18 protein-coding genes and 1 tRNA gene are annotated in these 22,444 nt (G+C 49.1%); 10 read left to right on the forward strand and 9 right to left on the reverse strand.

Features of this window, described 5'->3' with window-relative positions; genetic code table 11:
* Positions 1-55: 55 nt before the first annotated feature.
* The 7 genes from ptsP to folB all read right to left on the reverse strand — a co-directional run bounded on the left by ptsP (position 56) and on the right by folB (position 8,684).
* A complete protein-coding gene (gene ptsP / locus RHD99_RS20480) occupies positions 56-2,536 on the reverse strand; it encodes a phosphoenolpyruvate--protein phosphotransferase (protein WP_309876256.1) in 2,481 nt (826 codons plus the stop codon).
* The gene (locus RHD99_RS20485) at positions 2,530-5,142 is read right to left on the reverse strand and encodes a glycoside hydrolase family 38 N-terminal domain-containing protein (RefSeq protein ID WP_309876258.1); all 2,613 of its coding nucleotides are present in this window, start codon (positions 5,140-5,142) and stop codon (positions 2,530-2,532) included. The genes ptsP and RHD99_RS20485 overlap by 7 nt, the downstream gene beginning before the upstream one ends.
* Positions 5,143-5,319: 177 nt before the next feature.
* On the reverse strand, positions 5,320-6,447 hold the full coding sequence (locus tag RHD99_RS20490) for a PTS fructose transporter subunit IIC (protein WP_309876259.1): 1,128 nt from the start codon (positions 6,445-6,447) through the stop codon (positions 5,320-5,322).
* On the reverse strand, positions 6,440-6,754 hold the full coding sequence (locus RHD99_RS20495) for a PTS fructose transporter subunit IIB (protein ID WP_183273217.1): 315 nt from the start codon (positions 6,752-6,754) through the stop codon (positions 6,440-6,442). The genes RHD99_RS20490 and RHD99_RS20495 overlap by 8 nt, the downstream gene beginning before the upstream one ends.
* Entirely contained in the window at positions 6,736-7,236 is a 501-nt protein-coding gene (locus tag RHD99_RS20500) for a hypothetical protein (protein ID WP_309876261.1), read from the reverse strand. The genes RHD99_RS20495 and RHD99_RS20500 overlap by 19 nt, the downstream gene beginning before the upstream one ends.
* Positions 7,237-7,384: 148 nt before the next feature.
* Positions 7,385-8,209 (reverse strand): undecaprenyl-diphosphate phosphatase, encoded by an 825-nt coding sequence (gene bacA / locus RHD99_RS20505; protein WP_183273219.1) that lies wholly within the window; start codon positions 8,207-8,209, stop codon positions 7,385-7,387.
* A 106-nt stretch (positions 8,210-8,315) separates the two neighbouring features.
* Positions 8,316-8,684 (reverse strand): bifunctional dihydroneopterin aldolase/7,8-dihydroneopterin epimerase, encoded by a 369-nt coding sequence (folB, locus tag RHD99_RS20510; protein WP_183273220.1) that lies wholly within the window; start codon positions 8,682-8,684, stop codon positions 8,316-8,318.
* Between the two features lie 107 nt (positions 8,685-8,791).
* Between folB and plsY the strand changes: the two genes are divergently transcribed.
* Complete coding sequence (plsY, locus tag RHD99_RS20515) at positions 8,792-9,409, forward strand: glycerol-3-phosphate 1-O-acyltransferase PlsY (RefSeq protein WP_183273221.1); 618 nt, start codon at positions 8,792-8,794, stop codon at positions 9,407-9,409.
* Between the two features lie 34 nt (positions 9,410-9,443).
* Here plsY and tsaD read toward each other — a convergent pair whose 3' ends face one another.
* A complete protein-coding gene (gene tsaD / locus RHD99_RS20520; RefSeq protein ID WP_183273222.1) occupies positions 9,444-10,457 on the reverse strand; it encodes a tRNA (adenosine(37)-N6)-threonylcarbamoyltransferase complex transferase subunit TsaD in 1,014 nt (337 codons plus the stop codon).
* A gap of 247 nt (positions 10,458-10,704) precedes the next feature.
* Here tsaD and rpsU point away from each other — a divergent pair, with 247 nt between their 5' ends.
* The 3 genes from rpsU to rpoD all read left to right on the forward strand — a co-directional run bounded on the left by rpsU (position 10,705) and on the right by rpoD (position 14,824).
* Complete coding sequence (gene rpsU, locus RHD99_RS20525; protein WP_001144069.1) at positions 10,705-10,920, forward strand: 30S ribosomal protein S21; 216 nt, start codon at positions 10,705-10,707, stop codon at positions 10,918-10,920.
* Between the two features lie 165 nt (positions 10,921-11,085).
* Positions 11,086-12,831 (forward strand): DNA primase, encoded by a 1,746-nt coding sequence (gene dnaG / locus RHD99_RS20530; RefSeq protein WP_183273223.1) that lies wholly within the window; start codon positions 11,086-11,088, stop codon positions 12,829-12,831.
* Positions 12,832-12,985: 154 nt separating this feature from the next.
* Positions 12,986-14,824 (forward strand): RNA polymerase sigma factor RpoD, encoded by a 1,839-nt coding sequence (gene rpoD / locus RHD99_RS20535; RefSeq protein ID WP_183273224.1) that lies wholly within the window; start codon positions 12,986-12,988, stop codon positions 14,822-14,824.
* Positions 14,825-14,873: 49 nt separating this feature from the next.
* On the opposite strand, the gene mug is transcribed toward rpoD, so the two are convergent.
* Positions 14,874-15,362 (reverse strand): G/U mismatch-specific DNA glycosylase, encoded by a 489-nt coding sequence (mug, locus tag RHD99_RS20540; protein WP_309876272.1) that lies wholly within the window; start codon positions 15,360-15,362, stop codon positions 14,874-14,876.
* A 147-nt stretch (positions 15,363-15,509) separates the two neighbouring features.
* Here mug and RHD99_RS20545 point away from each other — a divergent pair.
* From RHD99_RS20545 to RHD99_RS20570, 6 genes are all read left to right on the forward strand, one after another.
* Positions 15,510-15,585, forward strand: a tRNA-Ile gene (locus tag RHD99_RS20545).
* Positions 15,586-15,701: 116 nt separating this feature from the next.
* Entirely contained in the window at positions 15,702-16,526 is an 825-nt protein-coding gene (locus RHD99_RS20550; RefSeq protein WP_309876274.1) for a hypothetical protein, read from the forward strand.
* A 159-nt stretch (positions 16,527-16,685) separates the two neighbouring features.
* Complete coding sequence (locus RHD99_RS20555; RefSeq protein WP_232886636.1) at positions 16,686-16,832, forward strand: helix-turn-helix transcriptional regulator; 147 nt, start codon at positions 16,686-16,688, stop codon at positions 16,830-16,832.
* A gap of 106 nt (positions 16,833-16,938) precedes the next feature.
* Positions 16,939-18,255, forward strand: coding sequence for a YagK/YfjJ domain-containing protein (locus RHD99_RS20560; protein ID WP_309876276.1), 1,317 nt, complete (start codon positions 16,939-16,941; stop codon positions 18,253-18,255).
* 749 nt (positions 18,256-19,004) lie between these two features.
* On the forward strand, positions 19,005-21,179 hold the full coding sequence (locus tag RHD99_RS20565) for an McrB family protein (protein ID WP_309876277.1): 2,175 nt from the start codon (positions 19,005-19,007) through the stop codon (positions 21,177-21,179).
* A 3-nt stretch (positions 21,180-21,182) separates the two neighbouring features.
* Positions 21,183-22,415 (forward strand): McrC family protein, encoded by a 1,233-nt coding sequence (locus RHD99_RS20570; protein WP_309876278.1) that lies wholly within the window; start codon positions 21,183-21,185, stop codon positions 22,413-22,415.
* Positions 22,416-22,444: the final 29 nt, after the last annotated feature.

Consider the following 22,444-nt stretch of genomic DNA (forward strand, 5'->3'; position numbering starts at 1 on the left):
TCCCCGAGCTTGCGCACGCTTTGGGATAAAATCACCGGATACATCAGCGAATTCGCTAAAGCGCCAGTTCAGTGGATAACAGAGCCGTGATTGCCGCTGAGTCTGACAGCATATAGAGCTTTTCGCGAAAGTCGCTGTGCATGAGTTTACGAGCCAGGCGCGAGAAGATCTTCATGTGATCCTCCTGTTCCTGCTCATTGACCGTCAGCATAATGACCAGTTGTACATCCACACCTTCGCCCCAACAGAGCGGCGTCGTAAGACGTAAAAGCGAAATACTGCTGTGCAGTATGTGCGGTGATTTACAGTGGGGAATCGCCACCGAAAAACCCAGCGCGGTGGAGAATACCGCCTCGCGTTCCCAGATAGCCTTTTCCACCAACGACCCCGATACAACACGCTGCTGCACTTCAAGGTTGTCGGTCAGCAATTTGATGGCTTCCTCTTTGCTGCTCACTGTTTTATCCAGTAACAGCAAATCCGCATCCAGAACCGGTTTTTGCATTTGTACTCGCATGAATTGCTCTACATGCGCCGACACGTCTTCACTGCTTTCGCTGAAAATAGCCGTTTCAAGTAACTGCTGGCATTGCTGAATATTCAGTGACATCAGCGTTTCCTTGCATGAAGCGATCGTCCCTGCTGCCATACTCAACTGCGTTAACCCCATGCCCATTAGCAGCGGCAACATCTGCTTATCTGCCGCCATTTCCCCACACAGACTGATAGCCAGCCCTGCCGCCTGCGCACGCTGGGTTATATCGCGCATTAACGCTAAAAACGTCGGGTTACGGTAATCATACAGATGCCGGACATAGGGATTGCCACGATCGCAAGCGAAGAAATACTGCGCCAGGTCGTTACTCCCGATAGAGACAAAATCGAGATATTTCGCTGCTTTTTCGAGGAGATAGAGGGTCGATGGCACTTCAACCATGATCCCGAGGTGCCATTCGCCAACGGGAATATCTTCTTGTTGCAGGGTGTCTGCGATCTGATGGAATTGGCTGTGCAACCACTGGATTTCTGCAAGCGTTGCCACCATCGGCACCATAATATTCAGCGGCCCAGCGACACTCGCTCTGAGCAACGCGCGCGCTTGCGTGGTGAAAATATCGTGAAATTGCGCATACATGCGCACGGCGCGATAACCCAAAAAAGGGTTTTCCTCTTTGGGTAAGTCGAGAAAATCACAGGGTTTATCGCCGCCAATATCTAACGTTCGAATCGTGATTTTTTTACCCGCCGCACATCGCAATACCTCGCTGTATGCCTGATATTGCTCTTCCTCATCGGGTGCCTGGCTGCGTTCACAGAACAGCATTTCGGTACGGAACAGTCCGATACCATCTGCCCCCTGAGCAAACACGCCTTGCGCTTCAACCGCCAGCGCAATGTTTGCCAGAACGCTGACGGGTGTTCCATCAGCCGTCAAAACCTGCTGCCCACGCAGCGGCGCACTACGGGCAGAAATCCGCTGCTGTTTTTCGCTTTCCATTCGATACCAGCTTTCCATCGCCGCATTGGGATTTGCCACCAGCACGCCGTGGCGGCTATCGAGAATCAACATGCTGGCTGTGCGCATTATCGAGTCGCATTGAGTCACACCGCACAGCAATGGAATGCCAAAAGAGCGCGCCAAAATAACGGTATGCGAGGTTTCACCGCCGTCGCCCATCACAATGCCTTTTAAATGCGGATTCCGCAGCCGCAGGAACTGCCCCGGCGTCAACGTTCCGCTGCTAATGACAATGCTGTCCTGATTGAGGGTTAATGGTGGTTCCAGCGCCCTGCCCAGCAGATTAGCGGCGATGCCCTGACAAAGATCGCGTATGTCGATGACTCGCTCCCGCAGATACTGGCTGCTGCTTTTGAGCAACGGTTCACTTAACGCCTGTGCCGTCAGTGCAATCGCCTGCAATGCGTTACGCGCCGTGGTATGCGAGAGCAAACATCTTTTAAAGGCTGGATCACTCAGCAATTTCAACTGCGCCGCCAACACCGGTGCAGCTCCTGCGTCGGCATCACCGAAGTTTTTTTGCGTTAACGCCCAGGCATCTTTCAATTGCTGCTGCTGGCGTACCGCATCAGTAGCAGGCTCAAGGCGGGATAACTCAAGGAGATCAACTACATCAATATGAACCGGAATACCGCGCCCAATCCCCTTGCTGACGCCATTGCCACGCACATAATCAGGGCTGGCATGCTCAATAAAGACCGGCAGCGGCAACGTGTGGTTGTCCGGTGAGACTGCCAGCGGTTCATCGCAATCTTCAAATTCATCGCGTAAAAACGCATGCAGAAGATCAAAGGCCGCCTGCTGATCGCGGCCTTCAATCAGAAACTGGCACAGGTCGCCATGAGTGATATCCGCACCAATCATCCCCAACACACTTTTCGCATCGGCCTGGGTCTTTTTACTCAAATTGATCAGTGTGATAGAAGCGCTAAAGGTTTGAGTGCGTTGTTCAATTTCACTGGCTGGCCGCGCATGAATGCCATTGGGCAAAGTACATGTAAAGTCGAGGGTTAACATGTTTTCTCGCCCCCAAAATTGATAACACATGTCGCCGGCGCACACGTCGGCACCGACTCTTGATGGCGGTCTGTTTGCAACGTGGTTTCCGCAAGCGTTGCTGCCGCGACTTCGCCATTTGTCGTAATACTCCCACGCGCTAAAGTCCGTGCGGTCGGGTTCCAGGCTCGAACCACCAGAGCATCACTATGCTGGGCTTTTTTCAGGGTGCTGAAATGCAGCTCTGTATCCCAACTCAATATGCTGAAATGAGGCGGGAATACACGTCCATGGGGATTGGTGCGAAAGCGTGACCAACCGGTAGCCAGCCATGCGTGAAGGTTGCCACGCACGCGTTCAACATCACGCCAGAACGTGCTATCCGCGCCGTTATTCATTGCCAGGAGGCTGAGTTTAAAGTGATGCATTCCCTGAATCTGCGAATCCGGTGATGGCAATACCATTCCGGAGGCCCGCCCAGGACGATAAGGCATGTTGGCCTGTCCGAGCCAACCGACACTGCGCAGCAATGTCACCGCCATCACATCCTGCTGGTTTTCAGGAATTTGATACTCGCGCAGCCCTTCGGTTAGCACGCACAAGCCACGTTTTTCGTCATACATCATGACCTGACTCTGCATCGGATAAAGTGCAACCGGTGCCTCGGTCCATTGCTCGTCTTGCCAGACCGCCATTTCTGGAGGCATATTCTGGCGCTCAATCAGACCAAATGGCTGATCGGCAAAGTGAATATGTTGTTGTACGTTGGTCGGTAGCAATACCTGTAAACGGTGGTCGCGAACCGTGTTGTTGACACTGATTGCTACGTCAAGCCAGGTGTTAGTATGCGCAAGCGTGATGGTCATCGTGACATCAAGTTCACCATTGGCGCGACGTGCATTGCGCGCAGCCAGATCTTCAGGCACTGCCATTTGCCAGTTCAATGTCAAACTGCTTTGCAGCACTCCTTGCTGTCCCGTCACTGAAGTCAGGAAATCATCACTATTGATAAGCCAGTCATTGAACGGTGGCGAATAGTTGTAGTTGTCCCCCGCATCCCCACCATCCACCAACTGCAAAACATGATGATAGGTCTGTTGGTTACGCTTGTCGGTTAAGGTCAGGATCCCTTGTTTATTCGCTTCCAGCAGCAGCCATGGGTTTTCTAGTTTCACCACCGATTCAACCTGCTGATCACACTCCGCGCGGACGCCCTCTTGCAGATACAAGGTTTGATAGCCACACGCCGGAATGTCCGCGACCTCCAGCAACAAACGGCATTTGCGATACCAGGTGGTTTCGGTGCTATTTGACAGTTCCTGCACGATTATCGACATGTCCTGACGACCTTCTTCGACAATCTGCCAGCGGCATTCGTTGCCCTCCCCGTCGACCACACGGAAATCTTGCTCTGGCGTGTATATCGTCACTTCGACCAGGCCCGCGCTAATTTGCGGGCGAGCGTTGAAGATAATGATTTTCTTGCCGTCAAGCTGTGCAGAAATCCCTTCAGCCAACATCTTCATATTCAGATCAATAAGCTGCTGAGCCATTTCCAGACCCGATTCAAGGCGGTTTTTTACCATCGCATTCACGCGATCGGAGTTGCATCCCCCAATGCTGTCATGAGCGTGAGATTTCATCGCTTCCCGCCAGATGTTGTCCACGGCGTGTTGTGGATACGGCAGACCCAGCCGCCAGTTGAGAGCGAGCAGCGGCTCCAGATGCTGACTCAGGGTCTGTTCAAGGCGAGCATTCAGTTGCTTAATGTCGACGCGGGTTGAGAAAATCCCGCGATGAATACGCATGTATTTCGGGCTTATCAGCTCGCCCTGATAAATCGGCAAAGTCACATTGGTACTTTCCAGCGACTGGAAAAACTGGCTGAAACTGCTGCGTACAAAACGATACTCATCTTGCTGTTGATTGAGTTGGTCGAGCAGTTGCGGGACGCGATATTCAAACGGCGACTGGTCATTTCCATTGGGCAGCAGCACGTTCCCGGTGAGGGAAAAACGCGTCTGTTTTTCCAGAATCGGTTGCAGCGCTGTCAGGCATGCGGATGGAGAATCTGGCAGCCATTTCGCACAACCATAACCCCAGGGGAGTACGGCGGTTGTCACTTTACTGCCGTCCGCTGCCTGCCAGCTAAATTCACTGAACGGCACGTTGTGTTCGCTCCAACCGCGCCAGATAACGGCATGGTCGATAGCAAATTGCTGCAAGAACATCGGAAGTTGCGCGCTTTGCCCAAAAGAATCAGGGACATAACCCACAGGCATCGCGTCACCAAAACGCTGGCAATCCGCCTGCCCGAGCAGCAAGTTGCGGGTTATCGACTCCGCGCCGACCACCAGAAAATCGCTCTGCGTATACCAGGGGCCAATGACAATTCGCCCCTGCTCGATTAATTGCCGCAGCCGGGTTTCCTGTTGGGGCGCCACACTTAAATAATCTTCGATTACAACCGTTTGCCCATCAAGTACAAAAGGCCCTAAGGTGTTATCGTCCTCAAGACGCTGCAATAAATCATCCATAAAATAATAGAGCACGGCTTTTGAATCATTCTCAGTGAAATACCACTCGCGATCCCAATGAGTGTGTTGTACCAGATGAACAGTTTTCATATATCGACCTCATCACGATGCGCGAAATAATATTCACACCAGCATCATGCCTTTATTTTAAGTGTGGAAAACCCTGAGACTAATAAGCCTCATTAATATTTATCAGCACCTTATAAAACCACCCCAAAATACTTCTAACCGCAGTTAACACACCTGCAATTTGAAGTATGAGGGATATTATCGGCTCACTTTAAATTTCGGTGCAGGTGCACTCACTTTTTCTACTTTGTTGCCAGAAAGTGTCGACTGACGGAAAACCAGCAACGACCCCAAAGCAACAATCGCTGAACCCACAGCAATAGACAGAACGTAAACCGGCCAACCATCGACGGCCAACCAGCCGTAGAAACCGGAAATCGGCGCATGGTTTACCGCACCTAAGCCCACCGCCATCGCCGCACCTGTTGCAGTCCCTACCACGTTGATAATGATGATTTTTGGATTTGCTAAGGCAAAGGGAATCGCCCCTTCAGAAACGCCAATCAAGCCCATTAATGTTGACGCTTTTCCCGCTTCTTGCAGAGACTCAGGGAAGCGATGCTTCCAGATAAGTGTTGCGACGCCAAGGCCTATCGGCGGGATAATTATCGCTACTTGCGCCGCCGTATTAGGGTCGTATATGCCCGAAGCCAGCAGCGCCATCGCTGTTGTCACCGCGGCTTTGTTTACCGGACCGCCAAGGTCAAAGCCCACCATGCCACCCACAACCGCTGCCAAAATGATTTTGTTAGTACCGGACATCGTCAGCAACCACGCTTCCATGCCACGATTGAGTGCTGCAAGCGGTGTACCAATAACAAACGCCATGATGATACAAGTCAGCAGCGTCCCGCCGACAGGCAGGATGAAAATCGGCCCTGCTGAGGCAAGCGAGCGCGGCAGTTTAATTTTTGCCGTCAGTAAGCGAACCACATAGCCCGCGACAAAACCTGCCGCCAGCGCGCCCAGGAACCCGGTTCCCAGGTTACTCGCCAGCAGCCCGCCAACCATCCCTGGCGCAATCCCTGGTTTGTTAGCGATGGCAAAGCTGATGTAACCCGCCACAATCGGCAGCATTAATGACAGTGCCAACCCGCCAAAGCCGTCGAACTTATGCAGCATTTGAACCACCAGGCTTGCGGCCTGTTCATGGCTGGCATCCCAAATGTTATCAATGCCATACATCGAAGCACCAATACGGGCAATCCCCATAATCACCGCTCCGGCGATAACAAAGGGCAGCATGTAGGAAACGCCTGTCATGATGGCGTTTTTCACTTCCGTACCCGTGGAGGACTTCGGCCCGCCACCCTGAAATTTAGCCATGATTAATCTCCTGCTCGATGGCTTCAAAGACGGCTTCACCAAACTTAATCGGGTCTGCCACGCTGCATTCCAGCTTCAGCATGCCATCGAATCGTTCTTTGTTGTTGATGGCAACATCCGCAGCAATGATAACCCCATCAGCACGTGCCAAATCGTCAGCAGTTATTTCGTTTTCCACCCCCATACTTCCCTGGGTTTCGACTTTAATTTCGTGTCCACGACTTTTGCCCGTGATTTCCAGTGCTTCAGCGGCCATAAAGGTATGGGCGACGCCCGTTGGGCATGCAGCTACACAAACGATATACATAGTGGCTTCTCTCTCGGGTCGGATTTGGACAATAAAAAAAGCACAATGGCGATGAAGCGCATTGTGCTTTTTAAGCAATAAAACAGCATGTTGGGTAAATCTGAATTCGCATCTGACTCGCCACTCAAACGATGGCAAACCAGCAACTGGTGAACACTGCGGGTGGCATAACTAAACGCCAGTTCCTGGCGATGTTGCGCCACCAGACGAACCTGAACAGCGGTGTCTACGGCGTTGGAAACGTGTGGAATAAGCAGAGGCTTCGATGTGATAAACAGGCTCTGACTTGCGCAGCCCCATAAACGCGACCATCCGCCAGAAATGTCATCTTCGTTATTTTCCTGCGGGCATCCGTCATCCGCACTCAGCGACTGAACCGAGTTGAAACAGCACAATCCACTCAGCAATGACTTCACGCTGCTGAATTTCCCCAGCAGGCAGTAGAAGCAGTAGCTGATTAATCGGTGGACTATGTCGCGCATATTTCCTCCAGGAATGAACGAATGATAATAGTCATTAACTTGATGAGTGAATGTGATTATTCGCACAATTCCTGGCATTCTAATTAACCCGATAGCGGAAATAAAAAAGCCACTCATTTCGAGTGGCTTTTATTATTAGTGGCTAATGTTAGAAGAAAACGAAATACACCACTGCCGCGACCGCAAAACGATAAATTGCGAACGGAATAAAGGAAATGCGTTTGATGATATGTAAGAAAGTTTTAATCGCGACCAGTGCAACAATAAACGCGGTAATAAAGCCAACAGCAAACATGGGCAAGTCTGCCATGGTCAGGAAACCAATGCTCTTATACACATCCAGCACGGTTGCACCCATCATCATTGGCACAGCCAGCAAGAATGAGAACTCAGAGGCGGCGTAACGGCTAACCCCCATGAGCATCCCACCGGAAATCGTGGCTCCAGAGCGAGAAAAGCCCGGCCACAACGCCAGGCACTGGAAACAACCAATCATAAATGCCTGACGATAAGTAATGTCGTCGACGCCCACCGCACGGGGTTCTTTCGGCTTCAAGAGCTCTGCGGCAATCAGTAACACACCGCCAACCACCAGCGCATACATCACGTTTATCGGATTAAAGAGTGACTTGATGGTGTCGTGGAAAATCAGCCCCAGAACAACGGCAGGCACCATACCCAGCAGAATATGGATAAGCGTCAAACGTCCTTTGCCTTCCCCTTCATGAGGCAGAGGCTTGCGGCCAAAGTGAATTCCGATAAGCCCAAACAGGCGGCGCCAGAACATCACCACAACAGCTAAGATCGAACCGAGCTGAATAACCACTTCAAATGTTTTCGCCGTGTCACCTTCAAATCCCAGAAGATGGCCGACAATAATCATATGTCCGGTGGACGAGACAGGTAAAAACTCCGTTAACCCCTCAACAACACCCAGAATCGCGGCTATCGCCAGCGAATGTAGATCGCTCATCAATAAATCCTCTAACCCCTAAAACGAACACAAAAAAAGCGGCGACTGCCGCGAAAAGATGACAGTTATGACCAGGTTACACATATTTGGTTTAACAAATATGAAATTAATTATTAGCTTTCAGATTACTGCCACGCTCAATGATAACGCCTACATTCGTGGCGTGTGCAACAGCACCAGGCTTGCTCACTTTTAAACGCACCCAGGGGGAGTTAAAACGGGCTAATAATAGCTGTGCCACCTCTTCTGCGACACGTTCTACCAGCGCAAAACGCCCGCCAGAGACATGGTTTATCACCGCTTCGCTGACATCAGCATAACTTAAACAGTCATTAACATCGTCGCTACTGGCGGCCTGGCGGTTATCCCATGCCATTTCGATATCGAATACCAGCTTCTGGGAAATCGTTTGCTCCCAGTCATAAACACCAATTGTTGTGATTACAGTAAGTTGCTCTATAAATACAATATCCATCACGCCCCGCCCGGTTTTTAGTCACGCCAGATACCACTTCTGGCGAAATATGCGTATTATCCACAGATGCAGAGAATACAACGACACTTTCAAAATGGAACAGCGTTATGAGTGCAATCGCGCCTGGCATGATCCTGCTTGCGTATCTTTGCGGCTCAATTTCTAGCGCCATCCTGGTCTGCCGAATCGCCGGTCTTCCTGACCCGCGAGAGAATGGTTCCGGTAATCCAGGTGCGACCAATGTCTTGCGACTTGGCGGTAAAGGTGCGGCCGTAGCGGTACTGATTTTTGATGTTCTCAAAGGAATGCTACCCGTCTGGGCGGCTTACGCACTCGGCGTGACGCCATTCTGGTTAGGGCTTATCGCCATCGCCGCCTGCATTGGTCATATCTGGCCTGTCTTCTTTAACTTCCATGGTGGCAAAGGCGTTGCAACGGCCTTTGGCGCTATCGCCCCTATCGGCTGGGACTTAACCGGCGTTATGGCTGGAACCTGGCTTCTGAGCGTTTTACTGAGCGGCTACTCGTCACTGGGTGCAATTATTAGCGCACTGATTGCCCCGTTTTACGTCTGGTGGTTCAGACCGGAATTCACTTTCCCGGTTGCGATGCTTTCCTGCCTGATTTTGATGCGCCATCATGACAACATCCAACGTTTGTGGCGCGGTCAGGAAACCAAAATCTGGAAGAAGCTGCGCAGAAATAAAGACAAAAAAAAGGAGTGATTTCTCACTCCTTCTTAGCCTGTTCACTGAGCAATTACGCCGCAGGTAACTCAGCCAACGGCCAACGCGGGCGCACAGTCACGCTCAACTCCCCTGCTGTTCCCGCTTTTAAACGAATCATACCTGCGTAAGCAATCATCGCACCGTTATCGGTACAGAATTCAGGGCGTGCGTAGAAGACTTCTCCACGACGCTTAGCCATCATCTCAGCCATTCGCGCTCGCAACGTGCGGTTTGCACTCACACCGCCCGCCATCACCAGACGTTTAAAACCGGTTTGATCCAACGCGCGCTTGCACTTAATCGCCAGCGTATCAACAACGGCATCTTCAAATGCTCGGGCGATATCAGCACGGGTTTGAGGATCAGCATCATTGCCACGAATGGTGTTAGCCGCGAAGGTTTTCAGGCCAGAGAAACTGAAATCAAGGCCGGGGCGATCTGTCATTGGACGCGGGAAAGTAAAACGCCCTTCAGTGCCTTCAGATGCCATTTTTGACAGCATCGGGCCACCAGGATAATCCAGTCCCAATAGTTTGGCTGTCTTATCAAAGGCTTCACCTGCAGCGTCATCAATAGACTCACCCAATAGCTCGTATTGCCCGATTCCCGTCACGCTAATCAGTTGCGTATGACCGCCAGAAACCAGCAGCGCCACAAAAGGGAACTCAGGGGGATTTTCTTCCAGCATTGGCGCCAATAAGTGCCCTTCCATATGATGGACGGGCACAGCAGGGACATCCCAGGCGAACGCCAACGAACGGCCAATAGTTGCCCCCACTAACAGGGCACCAACCAGTCCTGGGCCTGCCGTATAGGCGACGCCATCAATATCTTTGGCGGTTAATCCTGCTTCTTTAAGAGCAGCCTGAATCAATGGTACGGTTTTGCGTACATGGTCGCGGGAGGCAAGCTCCGGCACCACACCGCCGTAATCAGCGTGTAATTTCACCTGACTATACAATTGATTAGCTAATAACCCTTTTTCATCGTCATAAATGGCGATGCCAGTTTCATCACAGGAAGTCTCTATACCCAGTACGCGCATGGCTTTCTCTACCTCAAAGTCTTGCGGCGAAGTTTAAGCCTCTGAGCGCTTATTGTAAAACTTTGCTCACCTATTGCGCGCAGGTGGTGTATAATCCGCACCCCTGGAAGATTCCGGCCTTAAAAGCCAGGTTTCTGGTTGTCCGGTGCTTTACAAAGCAGCAGTAGTTGCAGTAAAATTCCGCACCATTTTGAAATAGCTGACGCCTAAGTCAGCGGCAAACCGAATTTATCAAAGGTGAGAGTTAATGCCGGTAATTAAAGTACGTGAAAACGAGCCATTCGACGTAGCACTGCGTCGCTTCAAGCGTTCTTGTGAGAAAGCAGGTGTTCTGGCGGAAGTTCGTCGTCGTGAGTTCTATGAAAAACCGACTACCGAACGTAAACGCGCTAAAGCTTCTGCTGTGAAACGTCACGCGAAGAAACTGGCTCGCGAAAACGCACGCCGCACTCGTCTGTACTAATTTTCTGGAGGTTCAACCCTCCAAAACAGACCAGTAGTAGTTGTAAAGGCCGTGCTTCCGAAAGGAATGCGCGGCTTATTTTCGTTCATGAACTGACATACTTCTGCTCTTTCATCGTGCTGTTATATCGCAAGATTGAAAGAAAGCGAGTACCAAACGGGGCCTATGGCTGGACGAATTCCACGTGTTTTCATCAATGACTTGCTGGCTCGCACCGACATCATCGATCTGATCGATGCGCGTGTTAAGCTTAAAAAGCAGGGCAAGAACTATCATGCGTGCTGTCCGTTCCATAACGAAAAAACCCCCTCTTTCACCGTAAACGGTGAAAAACAGTTTTACCATTGCTTCGGCTGTGGGGCTCATGGCAACGCCATCGATTTTTTAATGAACTATGACAAGCTTGAATTTGTCGAAAGCGTTGAAGAACTGTCGGCAATGCACAATCTTGAAGTGCCTTACGAAGCAGGTAGCGGACCGAGCCAGATTGAACGTCATCAACGGCAAAGTCTGTATCAATTGATGGACGGCCTGAACGCCTTTTATCAGCAATCCCTGGCTCAACAATCAGCAGAACCTGCTCGCCAGTATCTGGCACAGCGCGGTTTAAGTACTGAAGTTATTCAGCATTTCGCCATCGGCTATGCCCCTCCCGGCTGGGACAACGTGTTAAAGCGTTTTGGCGGCAACAGCGAAAACCGTCAGGCACTGACGGACGCAGGCATGCTGGTAACTAACGATCAGGGGCGCAGTTACGACCGCTTCCGCGAAAGGGTGATGTTCCCCATCCGCGACAAGCGTGGCCGGGTAATTGGTTTTGGTGGCCGTGTGCTGGGCGATGCCCTGCCAAAGTACCTGAACTCCCCGGAAACCGATATTTTCCATAAAGGCCGCCAGCTCTATGGCCTGTATGAAGCCCAACAGAGCCAGCCTGAACCCTCGCGTTTGCTGGTTGTGGAAGGCTACATGGATGTAGTGGCGTTGGCACAGTACGGTATTTCTTACGCCGTTGCCTCACTGGGTACCTCAACCACCGCTGACCACATCCAACTGCTGTTTCGGGTTACTGATACCGTTGTCTGTTGTTATGACGGGGATCGCGCAGGACGAGACGCCGCATGGCGCGCGCTGGAAACTGCACTACCTTATATGACAGACGGGCGCCAGTTACGCTTTATGTTCCTGCCTGACGGTGAAGACCCCGACACGCTGGTGCGTAAAGAAGGTAAAGAAGCATTTGAAGCGCGCATGGAACAAGCCCTGCCGCTGTCTACGTTTCTTTTTAATAGCCTGATGCCGCAGGTCGATTTAAGTTCTCCTGATGGACGTGCGCGCCTGAGCACCCTTGCATTACCCCTGATTAGTCAGGTGCCTGGTGAAACTTTGCGTATTTACTTACGCCAGGAATTGGGCAACAAACTGGGTATTCTGGACGATAGCCAGCTTGAAAAGTTGATGCCTAAGCTTGCGGAAAACAGTACGCCGCGCCCAGCTCCACAGCTAAAACGCACAACCATGCGTATACTGATAGGACTATTGGTTCAAAATCCAGAGTTGGCACCGAGTGTTCCGCCGCTAAATGGTCTGGAGCAGGCAAAGTTGCCAGGGTTGAAACTCTTTATCGACCTGGTAAATACCTGTCTGGCGCAACCGGGTTTAACCACCGGGCAGCTTTTAGAGCTATATCGCGGCACAAATGAAGCGGCCACCCTTGAAAAACTCTCTTCATGGGACGATATAGCAGATAAGGACATTGCAGAAAAAACGTTCAACGATGCACTGGAACATATGTTTGATTCCGTACTGGAGTTGAGGTTTGAAGAATTGATGGCACGTTCCAGAACAACCGGGCTAACGCCTGCGGAACGTGAGGAAGTCCGTGTGATAACAGAATCACGCGCGAAAAAGTAAATATTCGCGGCTTAAGTGCCGAACATTAGTCGGGTCAAACCCGAACGCCGCAAGGATGGGCAGCGGCAATAAAATAAGTCAGCCCTCGTTACGTTATTGTTGGCGGTTTCGCCGACCGACACCAACCCTAATACTGAAGTGTGGATACCGTCTTATGGAGCAAAACCCGCAGTCACAGCTTAAACTTCTTGTCCAACGTGGTAAGGAGCAAGGCTATCTGACCTATGCTGAGGTCAATGACCATCTGCCGGAAGATATCGTCGACTCCGATCAGATCGAAGACATCATCCAAATGATCAATGACATGGGCATTCAGGTGATGGAAGAAGCACCTGACGCCGATGACCTGTTGCTTGCTGAAAACTCAAACAACACAGACGAAGATGCGGAAGAAGCTGCCGCTCAAGTACTGTCCAGCGTAGAATCTGAAATCGGGCGTACAACTGACCCGGTTCGCATGTACATGCGTGAAATGGGTACCGTTGAGCTGTTAACCCGTGAGGGTGAAATCGATATTGCTAAGCGTATCGAAGACGGTATCAACCAGGTTCAGTGTTCCGTTGCCGAATATCCGGAAGCGATCACTTATCTGCTTGAACAGTACGACCGTGTTGAAGCAGAAGAAGCACGCTTGTCTGATTTGATCACAGGTTTTGTTGACCCGAACGCAGAAGAAGATCTTGCCCCAACCGCCACTCACATTGGTTCTGAGCTGACTAGCGAAGAAAACAGTGATGATGACGACGAGGAAGAAGATGAAGACGACGCGGACGATGACAACAGCATCGACCCTGAACTCGCTCGTGAGAAATTTGGTGAACTGCGCACGCAGTACGAAAGAACTCGCGATACGATCAAAGCGAAAGGCCGTGCGCACGCAGATTCCGCTGCTGAAATCCTGCAACTGTCTGAAGTCTTCAAACAGTTCCGCCTGGTACCGAAGCAATTCGACTACCTGGTAAACAGCATGCGCGTCATGATGGACCGCGTTCGCACGCAAGAACGTCTCATCATGAGAATGTGTGTTGAACAGTGCAAAATGCCGAAGAAAAACTTCATCACACTGTTCACCGGCAACGAAACCAGCGAAACCTGGTTCAATGCCGCCATTGCAATGAACAAGCCATGGTCTGAAAAACTGCATGACGTCGCTGACGACGTGCATCGTAGCTTGCAGAAACTGCAACAAATTGAAGAAGAAACCGGCCTGACCATCGAGCAGGTTAAAGACATCAACCGTCGTATGTCCATCGGTGAAGCGAAAGCCCGCCGTGCGAAAAAAGAGATGGTTGAAGCAAACTTACGTCTGGTTATTTCTATCGCTAAGAAATATACCAACCGCGGTCTGCAATTCCTGGATTTGATTCAGGAAGGTAACATCGGTCTGATGAAAGCCGTTGATAAGTTTGAATACCGCCGTGGTTATAAGTTCTCAACTTATGCAACGTGGTGGATCCGTCAGGCTATCACCCGCTCCATCGCTGACCAGGCGCGCACCATCCGTATTCCGGTGCATATGATTGAGACAATTAACAAACTCAACCGTATTTCGCGTCAGATGTTGCAAGAGATGGGCCGTGAGCCAACTCCTGAAGAATTGGCTGAACGTATGCTGATGCCGGAAGACAAAATCCGTAAAGTGCTGAAGATCGCTAAAGAGCCAATCTCCATGGAAACGCCAATCGGCGACGATGAAGATTCACATCTGGGTGATTTCATCGAGGATACCACCCTCGAGTTGCCACTGGATTCTGCCACTTCCGAGAGTCTGCGTAACGCCACGCATGACGTGTTGGCTGGCCTGACTGCTCGTGAAGCGAAAGTACTGCGTATGCGTTTTGGTATCGACATGAATACCGACCACACGCTGGAAGAAGTGGGTAAACAGTTCGACGTCACCCGCGAACGTATCCGTCAGATCGAAGCGAAGGCACTGCGCAAACTGCGCCACCCAAGCCGTTCTGAAGTTCTGCGTAGCTTCCTGGACGACTAAGTTTTATTAGCATCAACAAGAACCCCGGCTCGCCGGGGTTTTTTTTCATCTATTTCAATGCCAAAAACAGTTCGCGGTAACTCGCAACAAGTTGTTCCAGAGTGGCACGATTCAACCCGCTGGGATTGGGTAAAACCCACACTTCGGTCTCCCCCAACTTCAACTCCTGCCGTCCCCACGGTGGATTTCTCAGCCCAAACGCACTGCTGAACGCTTGTTTCCCTAGAATCGCTAACGCTCGTGGCTGATAGCGCAAGACTTTCTCTTTTAACACTTCCCCGCCGTCCCGCAGCTCATCACGCATCAACTCACTGGCCGCTACGGTCGGACGTGCAACCAGAGCCGTTATACCGCAGCGATAGTCCTGTAATTGCTGCCACTGCTCTGGTGCCAACTGATGCTCGGTAAAACCAGCCTGATGGATCACCTTCCAGAAACGATTACTGGCGTTAGCAAAAGGATAACCTTTATGAGCAGAGGACAAGCCGGGATTGATACCACAAAACACCACCTGCAGGTTGGGTACTAAGAGTTCCATAAGCGTTGTAAGTCTAATAAAGTGATTAACCATGGTTATCGCAAAATCTACCTGCAATTACAACAAACTAGAACTGTGCATAAAAGCATCATATGGTTTTATGGCTGTAGACCTGCATCCCCTGATTACCGTATAATCCTGCGCCACGGCCCCTTAGCTCAGTGGTTAGAGCAGGCGACTCATAATCGCTTGGTCGCTGGTTCAAGTCCAGCAGGGGCCACCAAATAAAACAAGGACTTAGACAGGAAACTGGCTAAGTCCTTTTTGTTTTGTTTCAATCTGGGTGACGTAATGGGTGACGTAACTCTACTGTAGGTGTTGTAGCCAGGGAGATTTAGCATGGGCTTTAAAGAAGAAGTTGAAGAAATAGAGAGACGCCGTAAGGCTCCCCCCCCTGAGTTAACGGTAAAGGACTGGATTAGCCTTTATGACCTTCTTCTTTCAGCCAGAGCTCAACACCCAAATAGTAGGTACGAAGTCCTAGCCTCGGGGCTACTAGCTACCCTGTCAGTTGAGCATCCTACGGAACTATACCGCCTTGACGGAAACAAACTCAACGCTGTTGCCGATGACCATTTTTCCTGGGACCTACTATCCGTACCAATGAAAGGGAAAATGTCCCCAGAAGAATTGGCGAAGCGCCCGAAGACCCTTTCCCAACTTCTTTGTATCTACGATGAAGATATCAGTAACGACGAATCACTTCGTACACATGGTTTCTTGCGTGATGCTATTGCCCCTATCCTCGATTTCGAGTTTCTGGATAGCATCGAAGATGAGCCGGACTACAAAGAAAAATATTTCGAGTTGCTAGCAGCGCAAAAGCTCTCGACTCCCCCTCCACTACGAGGAGAAAGTTATGCTATCAAACGAGAAGAATTGCTGATCGCAGCTCTTGCGGTTATCTCTCAAAATCAAAAAGACGCTAATAAAAAGGTCGTCCCAACAGTTACTGAACTTCTGAACCAGATAGAAAACCATGCCTCAGCGTTCTGGCCTCCCAGTGAACAACTTCCGATGTCTCGTGAGAAGGCATCTAAAGAGTTAGGATTCGCATTACATCTTTTTGAGCAGCCAAATCAGAATATTGAAAGCCATCGGGCCGCCAAAAAAGCCAAAAGAGAAAACGAGGAAAAAGAAAGAGTTACAAAAGGTATCCAGTAACCTTCGGGAAGGTACACGGGTAATATACAGTTCAATTTGATTAACTCCGTTCAGTTTCAGCTTTCACCACCAGGAGTTATTCGATTGAAAAATAAACCAACGATGTCTGATAAGGTTGTCGCCCTTCATCAGCCCCAACGTCTGATTCGCATTGATACAATGCTTCAGCTCCTCGATTGCAGTCGCACCACCCTCTACCGTTGGGTCAAAGCTGGCATGTTCCCACAGCCGATAATGCATGAGGGGCGAACCGTAGGATGGCCAGCCAATACATATCAATGCTGGCTCGAGCAAAATAACAAGTAATTCTGTTTGTTAAAGGGCTGTAATATCCAGCCCTTTTTTTAATCTAACAATGAAACAAACTGGAACAAAAACGTTTATTTTCACCTCTTCTGCGACTCGTTAAAACATGAGCAATCCTCTGATTAATCAAGTAACAAAGCCATCAGTAAGTCAGGAATCCATCCCGGTATTTAATAATATTACGCCCGACAAACCAGGCAAACTTGTTGAATATAAGCCAAAGGGAACGTTTGTTTTCAAAGAAGTGATGTGGTCTGTGCTGCCAGAGAAACGCGACCAGGATACGAAGATCATGAAAAGAATCTTCGGCGCAGTTGATAAGGTGTCAGCTATGTCTCGCTTTCTTGCGGTCAGATATGATTTTCGCCTCCCTGCCTATATTGCGGATAATCACGTCATGGATAATTTCCATAACTTACTTTTCCGCCAGTTGGGCAAGTACTACCCAAAATCGTTTATTAGCTACCTATGGGTAAGAGAACAAGGCTCAGGGGAAGCCCAGCATTATCATTATTTGCTGATGCTGGATGGTAACTACATACGTTACCCAAATAAGCTGAATACTATTGTTCGGCATTGCTGGGAACAAGCTGCTGGTGGTTCGGTATGGTTCCCGGAAAACGGTTATTACTTTGTGGCTGAAAATGACCTCAAGACCTATACCGAACTGATGCTAAGAGTTAGTTATCTGGGTAAGCGCCGAACAAAAGAGTCAATTAATAAAGGTATTAAACTTGTTGGCTCAGGCATGCGCAAACCGAAACCTGTCGCGCCTCCACGCCAAAAATCTGCAATAACACCCTGCAAGCCAATCAACCAAAAGGCGGGGACGAAAGCCAACGACCAGGATATGGCGTTGAAATCCACCTACTCAGGAATGTTGGACAAATATTTCCTGGGTAAAGCCCGATTACCCGCTGTTTTACGTAAACGTTCATCCTATGAACTTTATGACGAAAATAAATGGTGGTGTAATTCACCACGTTGGCCCGGTCATCGTCATAACTATGTGTTAGAGGCTCTGATTACTGGGATCAGCCTTTCTGATTACGCACGCAAGTACAAGTTGAATCCAGTACGGGTATATGCCAACTGTCGCCGAGTTGGGGGGCAAAGCCTTAAAATTATTCACTGGGCATGGCACCGCTATTGCTTCCAGCAGAGCAATTCCACACTGGATAATTACATGCACAGCCATCGACTACACAAGAAAACAGCTAATAAGCAGTTACGGCGTAAGCCAATGAGCTCTCACTGGAGCCAACATTTTGATAGATATTATCAACAGTACTGGCCTAAAGGCTGGACTGTTGCCGACTACTGCCGTGAACACAACCTGGTCCCCAGCACTGCCAGACGCTATATAGTCGATTTTCCATTTATAGGCGTGATAGACCCGTTCTTGTTAAAACCATGGCTTTAGCGGTGAAGGCGTGTCACTGGTTTGCTTGCTGAGTTTCTGTAAACACGTGGCCACCAGCTGTAAGCAGCGACTCACCAACACAACCAGGGGATTAATTTTGCATGATGACGGAAGTGCCTTTCAATTTTTGACAGGCACTAACGATAAATATCAACATAGAGAATGTTGGTACCCCCACTCAGGCACTTTTTGCTTCAAAAAAATGTTTCTCTTCTGATTTGCCTCATACGTGAAATAACGAAGCTTTAATTTTTAATTATCAACATTTTCAATAAGATAAGAAAATAACATCAAGAAGCCATGTGATCATCAGCACTTTTCCAATTAATATCAATGACTTATACTAAGATCAACACAGTAACCGCTGTTAAGGGTTAGCTGATTGAACGTTTCAATTCGTTTCTGATGGTCACATATGGGCAAGTGATCATTGTAAAGTAACGGTATGCCTGTTTCTGAAGAGCGGTGCCGTGATCACGCAACAGCATCCCGTAAGGTCTCATGGCTCGCAAAAGAAATTTTGTAAGTGCATCACTCTGGCCAATAGGGAACAGCACAAGTGACATTTCACAGTTGCAGACGGCGTGAAGGAATGAAAAAAACGGAAGCCAGCGGCGAGATTCTAGATACCTGTCACCACATGATGTTTGAAGGATATGCGAAAGTTGATGGCACTAAAATAGAAGATGACTGTTACCGAATTAACTAATATCCATCAGTTGCTTAATTCATAAAAAAGGATCACAAGGATGAGTCGCTATACCGGTGAAGAACAAGCAGAACAAATTTTAAATGCAGCAAGTGAATGGCGCCAGCGCTGCCTAATTAATGGCATCTCGCTTTTCAGTGACAAAAACTTCTGGAACAGCCAATATCTGGCAGAAATTGAATCTAATGTAGTTAATAGTCAGTTGGAGCTGGAAGGCAATTTTATGCTTCGGCTTAAAGAGCAGTTAGCCGGTGTTTCACCTGAAGCAAAACAATTCACTGCGGAAATGCTTTGGTTACTGTATCTCTGTGCCAGCAATATCAGCATCAAAACCAAGCGTGAGCAGATAAAAACTATTTGGGATTTGTCCGGCGAGCTGCTAAATACCGATCACGCTATGCTGCAAAGCACAGTACTTTCCGGTATCGGCAGCGCAGGAACAGGGTTTAATACTTTCCGCGCGCGTGAATTTGCGTATCTCACTAATGTGCTAAAGGCACTTTTAGCTCTACCCTCTGCCGAACGTGAAGCGCGACTGAGTGATGGTTTCTCGTTTGGAGAGTGGCTTAGCGCTATCCCTGAAAATGCCAGCCGCCAGTTCCGCCATATGCTGATGTTTTTGCTGTTCCCCGATGAATTTGAACGCGTTTTTAGCAACAATGATCGTCGTACTATCATCCGCGTCTTCAAACCACATCAGAAAGAAGAACTATCCGCTGTTGCTATGGACAGAGCGCTACTAGAGATTCGTCATGAACAAGAAGAAAAACAACATACCCAGCAGCTCGATTTCTACGTCCCACCACTATCCAGTATCTGGCAAAAAACTACAGAACCTGTCGAACAGCCTGCGGTAATCGAGCCCATTGATGAAGCGCTCACGCAGCCCGAAATAATGGAGCCATTGAACTTAATTTTGTTCGGCCCACCGGGCACTGGTAAAACCTACGAGTTAAATCAGCTGAAAGCAAAATATGTCAGCGAAGCTCAGACATTGACGCGAAAGCAATGGCTGACCGAACAGCTCGCCGATAAATCATGGTGTGATGTAGTTTTTATGGCACTAACAGATTTAAGTGGTAAAGCAAAAGTACCTGCTATTCGCGAACATGAATTTGTGAAAACCAAAGCAACAGCGTTAGAAAGAACAAAAAACTTGCATCAAACAATTTGGTCAACCTTGCAAAATCATGCAGCTATTGATTCGAACACCGTGAAATTTGAGCGCCGTACAGCGCCTTACCTTTTTGATAAAAATAGTGATAGCACATGGTTTTTGCTTCCTGAAGCTAGAGAAGAATGTGCTGATTTAGTTAGTTTGGTTTCTTCACTTAAAAAGCCTTCTGAAAATAATAAAACTATCAACCGCTACGAGTTCATCACTTTCCATCAGGCATACAGTTATGAAGACTTCGTAGAAGGCATCCGCCCGGAGTTAGACGAAGATAGCCGTGAATTAAGCTACTCGCCACAGGATGGCGTATTTCGCCGTATCTGCCAGCGTGCCGAAGCTGATCCGGTGCATCGCTACGCCATCTTTATCGATGAAATTAACCGTGGCAACGTAGCAAAAATATTCGGCGAGTTAATAACACTGATTGAAACCGACAAACGCACCAGCGGCGACAAAGGCATGCACATTACCCTGCCCTATTCTCGCAAGCCATTTGGAGTGCCTAAAAATCTGGATATTTACGGCACGATGAACACTGCAGATCGCTCAATCGCACTGTTGGATACCGCTTTACGCCGCCGCTTCCGTTTTAAAGAACTGATGCCGGACAGCAGCAAAATAGCAGGCTCAGATGATGCGGGAAATATTCTTGATGAAGATGGCAACCAGATTAACCTGCGCAAACTGCTGGATGCAATGAACCACCGTATCCGCTTTCTTCTAAGCCGCGATCTCATGCTTGGCCATGCTTATCTTTGCCCGGTGACTAACCTCACACAGCTAAAGACGGTTTTCCTGAACCAGTTAATTCCGCTCCTGCAGGAATACTTCTATGAAGACTGGTACAAAATACAACTGGTGTTCCGCGATATCGACGCAACCGGTAAGTTGGTAGAAGCTCCGCTGATTAGACATGCAAAGTTGACCAGCAAAGATGTTTTTGGCTTTACCCACGATGACTTTGAAGAGGTTGTTGAATATCGGGTTTCGGTTGCACAAGAAATAACGCCCGACTCAATCCGTAAAATTTACGAGGATTAAGCAGTGGCAGAAATTCTGTCGGTGATTGAGCATAGTTCGCTGCCAGTTATCACTGAACGAGCAGCCGCCCAGCACGCGCTGGGCATTCATCATGCCCGGCTACTGGAAAAGCTAGCACCAAATCTTCCTAATGGTGCTTTTAGCTGGGGGCATCAGTCTGTGCGGTTTGCACAATTCTGCGGCGTCATTCAACTGGATGACTTAACACTGGAGATCTTGCCAAAAATACACGGTAAGGAAGAACAGCCTGAATCCTGCCGTGCGGCATTGGTGCAAATGCTGTATACCGCTCGAATCATGCGTACACATAAAGGTGCGCAGGCAGGCATCAATACCCACCAACATTGTCTGCTGGATATTTTTATCCAGCATTTTTGTCATGATTTGCATACACAGATCCTTCAGGGCAAGTTGCGCAATTACATAGAGCAGGAAGAAAACCTGTCTGTAATGCGTGGTCGCCTGGTTATCCCGCAGCATGTCAGACACAATCTGGTACACAGAGAGCGGCTTTATTGTCGCTTCGACGATTTCAGCGAAGATATGGTTCTGAATCAAATACTCCGCTTTACCCTGCGTCTGTTAATGCCCTGGACACGCTCCGGCAAAACCAAAAAGCAGTTATCCGAACTATTGATGCATTTTGACGGCATTAGCGATGTGCCCATCACTTTGCAGTCATTCAAGTTACTCAAAAGCGATCGTATTAACCAACGGTTCCAGCCTGTCCTTGAACAGTGCCGATTATTTATTGCTGCGATTAAACCTGATGTACTGGCAGGTAGCACACCGCTATTTTCATTGTTGTTTGATATGAATCGCTTATTCGAAGCGTGGGTAGCAGAAAAGTTAAAACCTTGGGCCCACCAGCAGGGTTGGATTCTTCGTACACAAGGGCCGCGAAAATATCTGGCGACGCGTGAAGGTGACTCCCCACAGTTTCAATTACGGCCAGATGTTGCCCTTGTCGATGACAAGGGTGTTCCACAATTGATAGCAGACACAAAGTGGAAATTGCTTAATGAAGCAGACCGCAAACTGGGGGTTTCCAGCAGCGATATTTACCAACTTTACGCCTATGCAGGTTGCTATGAGGTTCCTCATTTGCAGCTGATTTATCCAAATCAGGCGGGATTACGCCCCAATTACAGTTACACACTACAAGGAATGCATACACCGAAATTAGCCGTTAAAACTGTGGCGATAGAAAAAAACCAGATACTAAACTGGTCCTAAAAACTGTCCCTGATACCGCTACACTTTTC

Origin of the sequence: Buttiauxella selenatireducens, from assembly GCF_031432975.1 — a bacterium.
In the GTDB taxonomy this organism is placed as follows: domain Bacteria; phylum Pseudomonadota; class Gammaproteobacteria; order Enterobacterales; family Enterobacteriaceae; genus Buttiauxella; species Buttiauxella selenatireducens.

Bases quoted from the DNA above. Each gene is read 5' to 3' on its own strand.
- ptsP (WP_309876256.1), bottom strand. From the start codon at position 2,536: ATGTTAACCCTCGACTTTACATGTACTTTGCCCAATGGCATTCATGCG.
- RHD99_RS20485 (WP_309876258.1), bottom strand. From the start codon at position 5,142: ATGAAAACTGTTCATCTGGTACAACACACTCATTGGGATCGCGAGTGG.
- RHD99_RS20490 (WP_309876259.1), bottom strand. From the start codon at position 6,447: ATGGCTAAATTTCAGGGTGGCGGGCCGAAGTCCTCCACGGGTACGGAA.
- RHD99_RS20495 (WP_183273217.1), bottom strand. From the start codon at position 6,754: ATGTATATCGTTTGTGTAGCTGCATGCCCAACGGGCGTCGCCCATACC.
- RHD99_RS20500 (WP_309876261.1), bottom strand. From the start codon at position 7,236: ATGCGCGACATAGTCCACCGATTAATCAGCTACTGCTTCTACTGCCTG.
- bacA (WP_183273219.1), bottom strand. From the start codon at position 8,209: ATGAGCGATCTACATTCGCTGGCGATAGCCGCGATTCTGGGTGTTGTT.
- folB (WP_183273220.1), bottom strand. From the start codon at position 8,684: ATGGATATTGTATTTATAGAGCAACTTACTGTAATCACAACAATTGGT.
- plsY (WP_183273221.1), top strand. From the start codon at position 8,792: ATGAGTGCAATCGCGCCTGGCATGATCCTGCTTGCGTATCTTTGCGGC.
- tsaD (WP_183273222.1), bottom strand. From the start codon at position 10,457: ATGCGCGTACTGGGTATAGAGACTTCCTGTGATGAAACTGGCATCGCC.
- rpsU (WP_001144069.1), top strand. From the start codon at position 10,705: ATGCCGGTAATTAAAGTACGTGAAAACGAGCCATTCGACGTAGCACTG.
- dnaG (WP_183273223.1), top strand. From the start codon at position 11,086: ATGGCTGGACGAATTCCACGTGTTTTCATCAATGACTTGCTGGCTCGC.
- rpoD (WP_183273224.1), top strand. From the start codon at position 12,986: ATGGAGCAAAACCCGCAGTCACAGCTTAAACTTCTTGTCCAACGTGGT.
- mug (WP_309876272.1), bottom strand. From the start codon at position 15,362: ATGGAACTCTTAGTACCCAACCTGCAGGTGGTGTTTTGTGGTATCAAT.
- RHD99_RS20550 (WP_309876274.1), top strand. From the start codon at position 15,702: ATGGGCTTTAAAGAAGAAGTTGAAGAAATAGAGAGACGCCGTAAGGCT.
- RHD99_RS20555 (WP_232886636.1), top strand. From the start codon at position 16,686: ATGCTTCAGCTCCTCGATTGCAGTCGCACCACCCTCTACCGTTGGGTC.
- RHD99_RS20560 (WP_309876276.1), top strand. From the start codon at position 16,939: ATGAGCAATCCTCTGATTAATCAAGTAACAAAGCCATCAGTAAGTCAG.
- RHD99_RS20565 (WP_309876277.1), top strand. From the start codon at position 19,005: ATGAGTCGCTATACCGGTGAAGAACAAGCAGAACAAATTTTAAATGCA.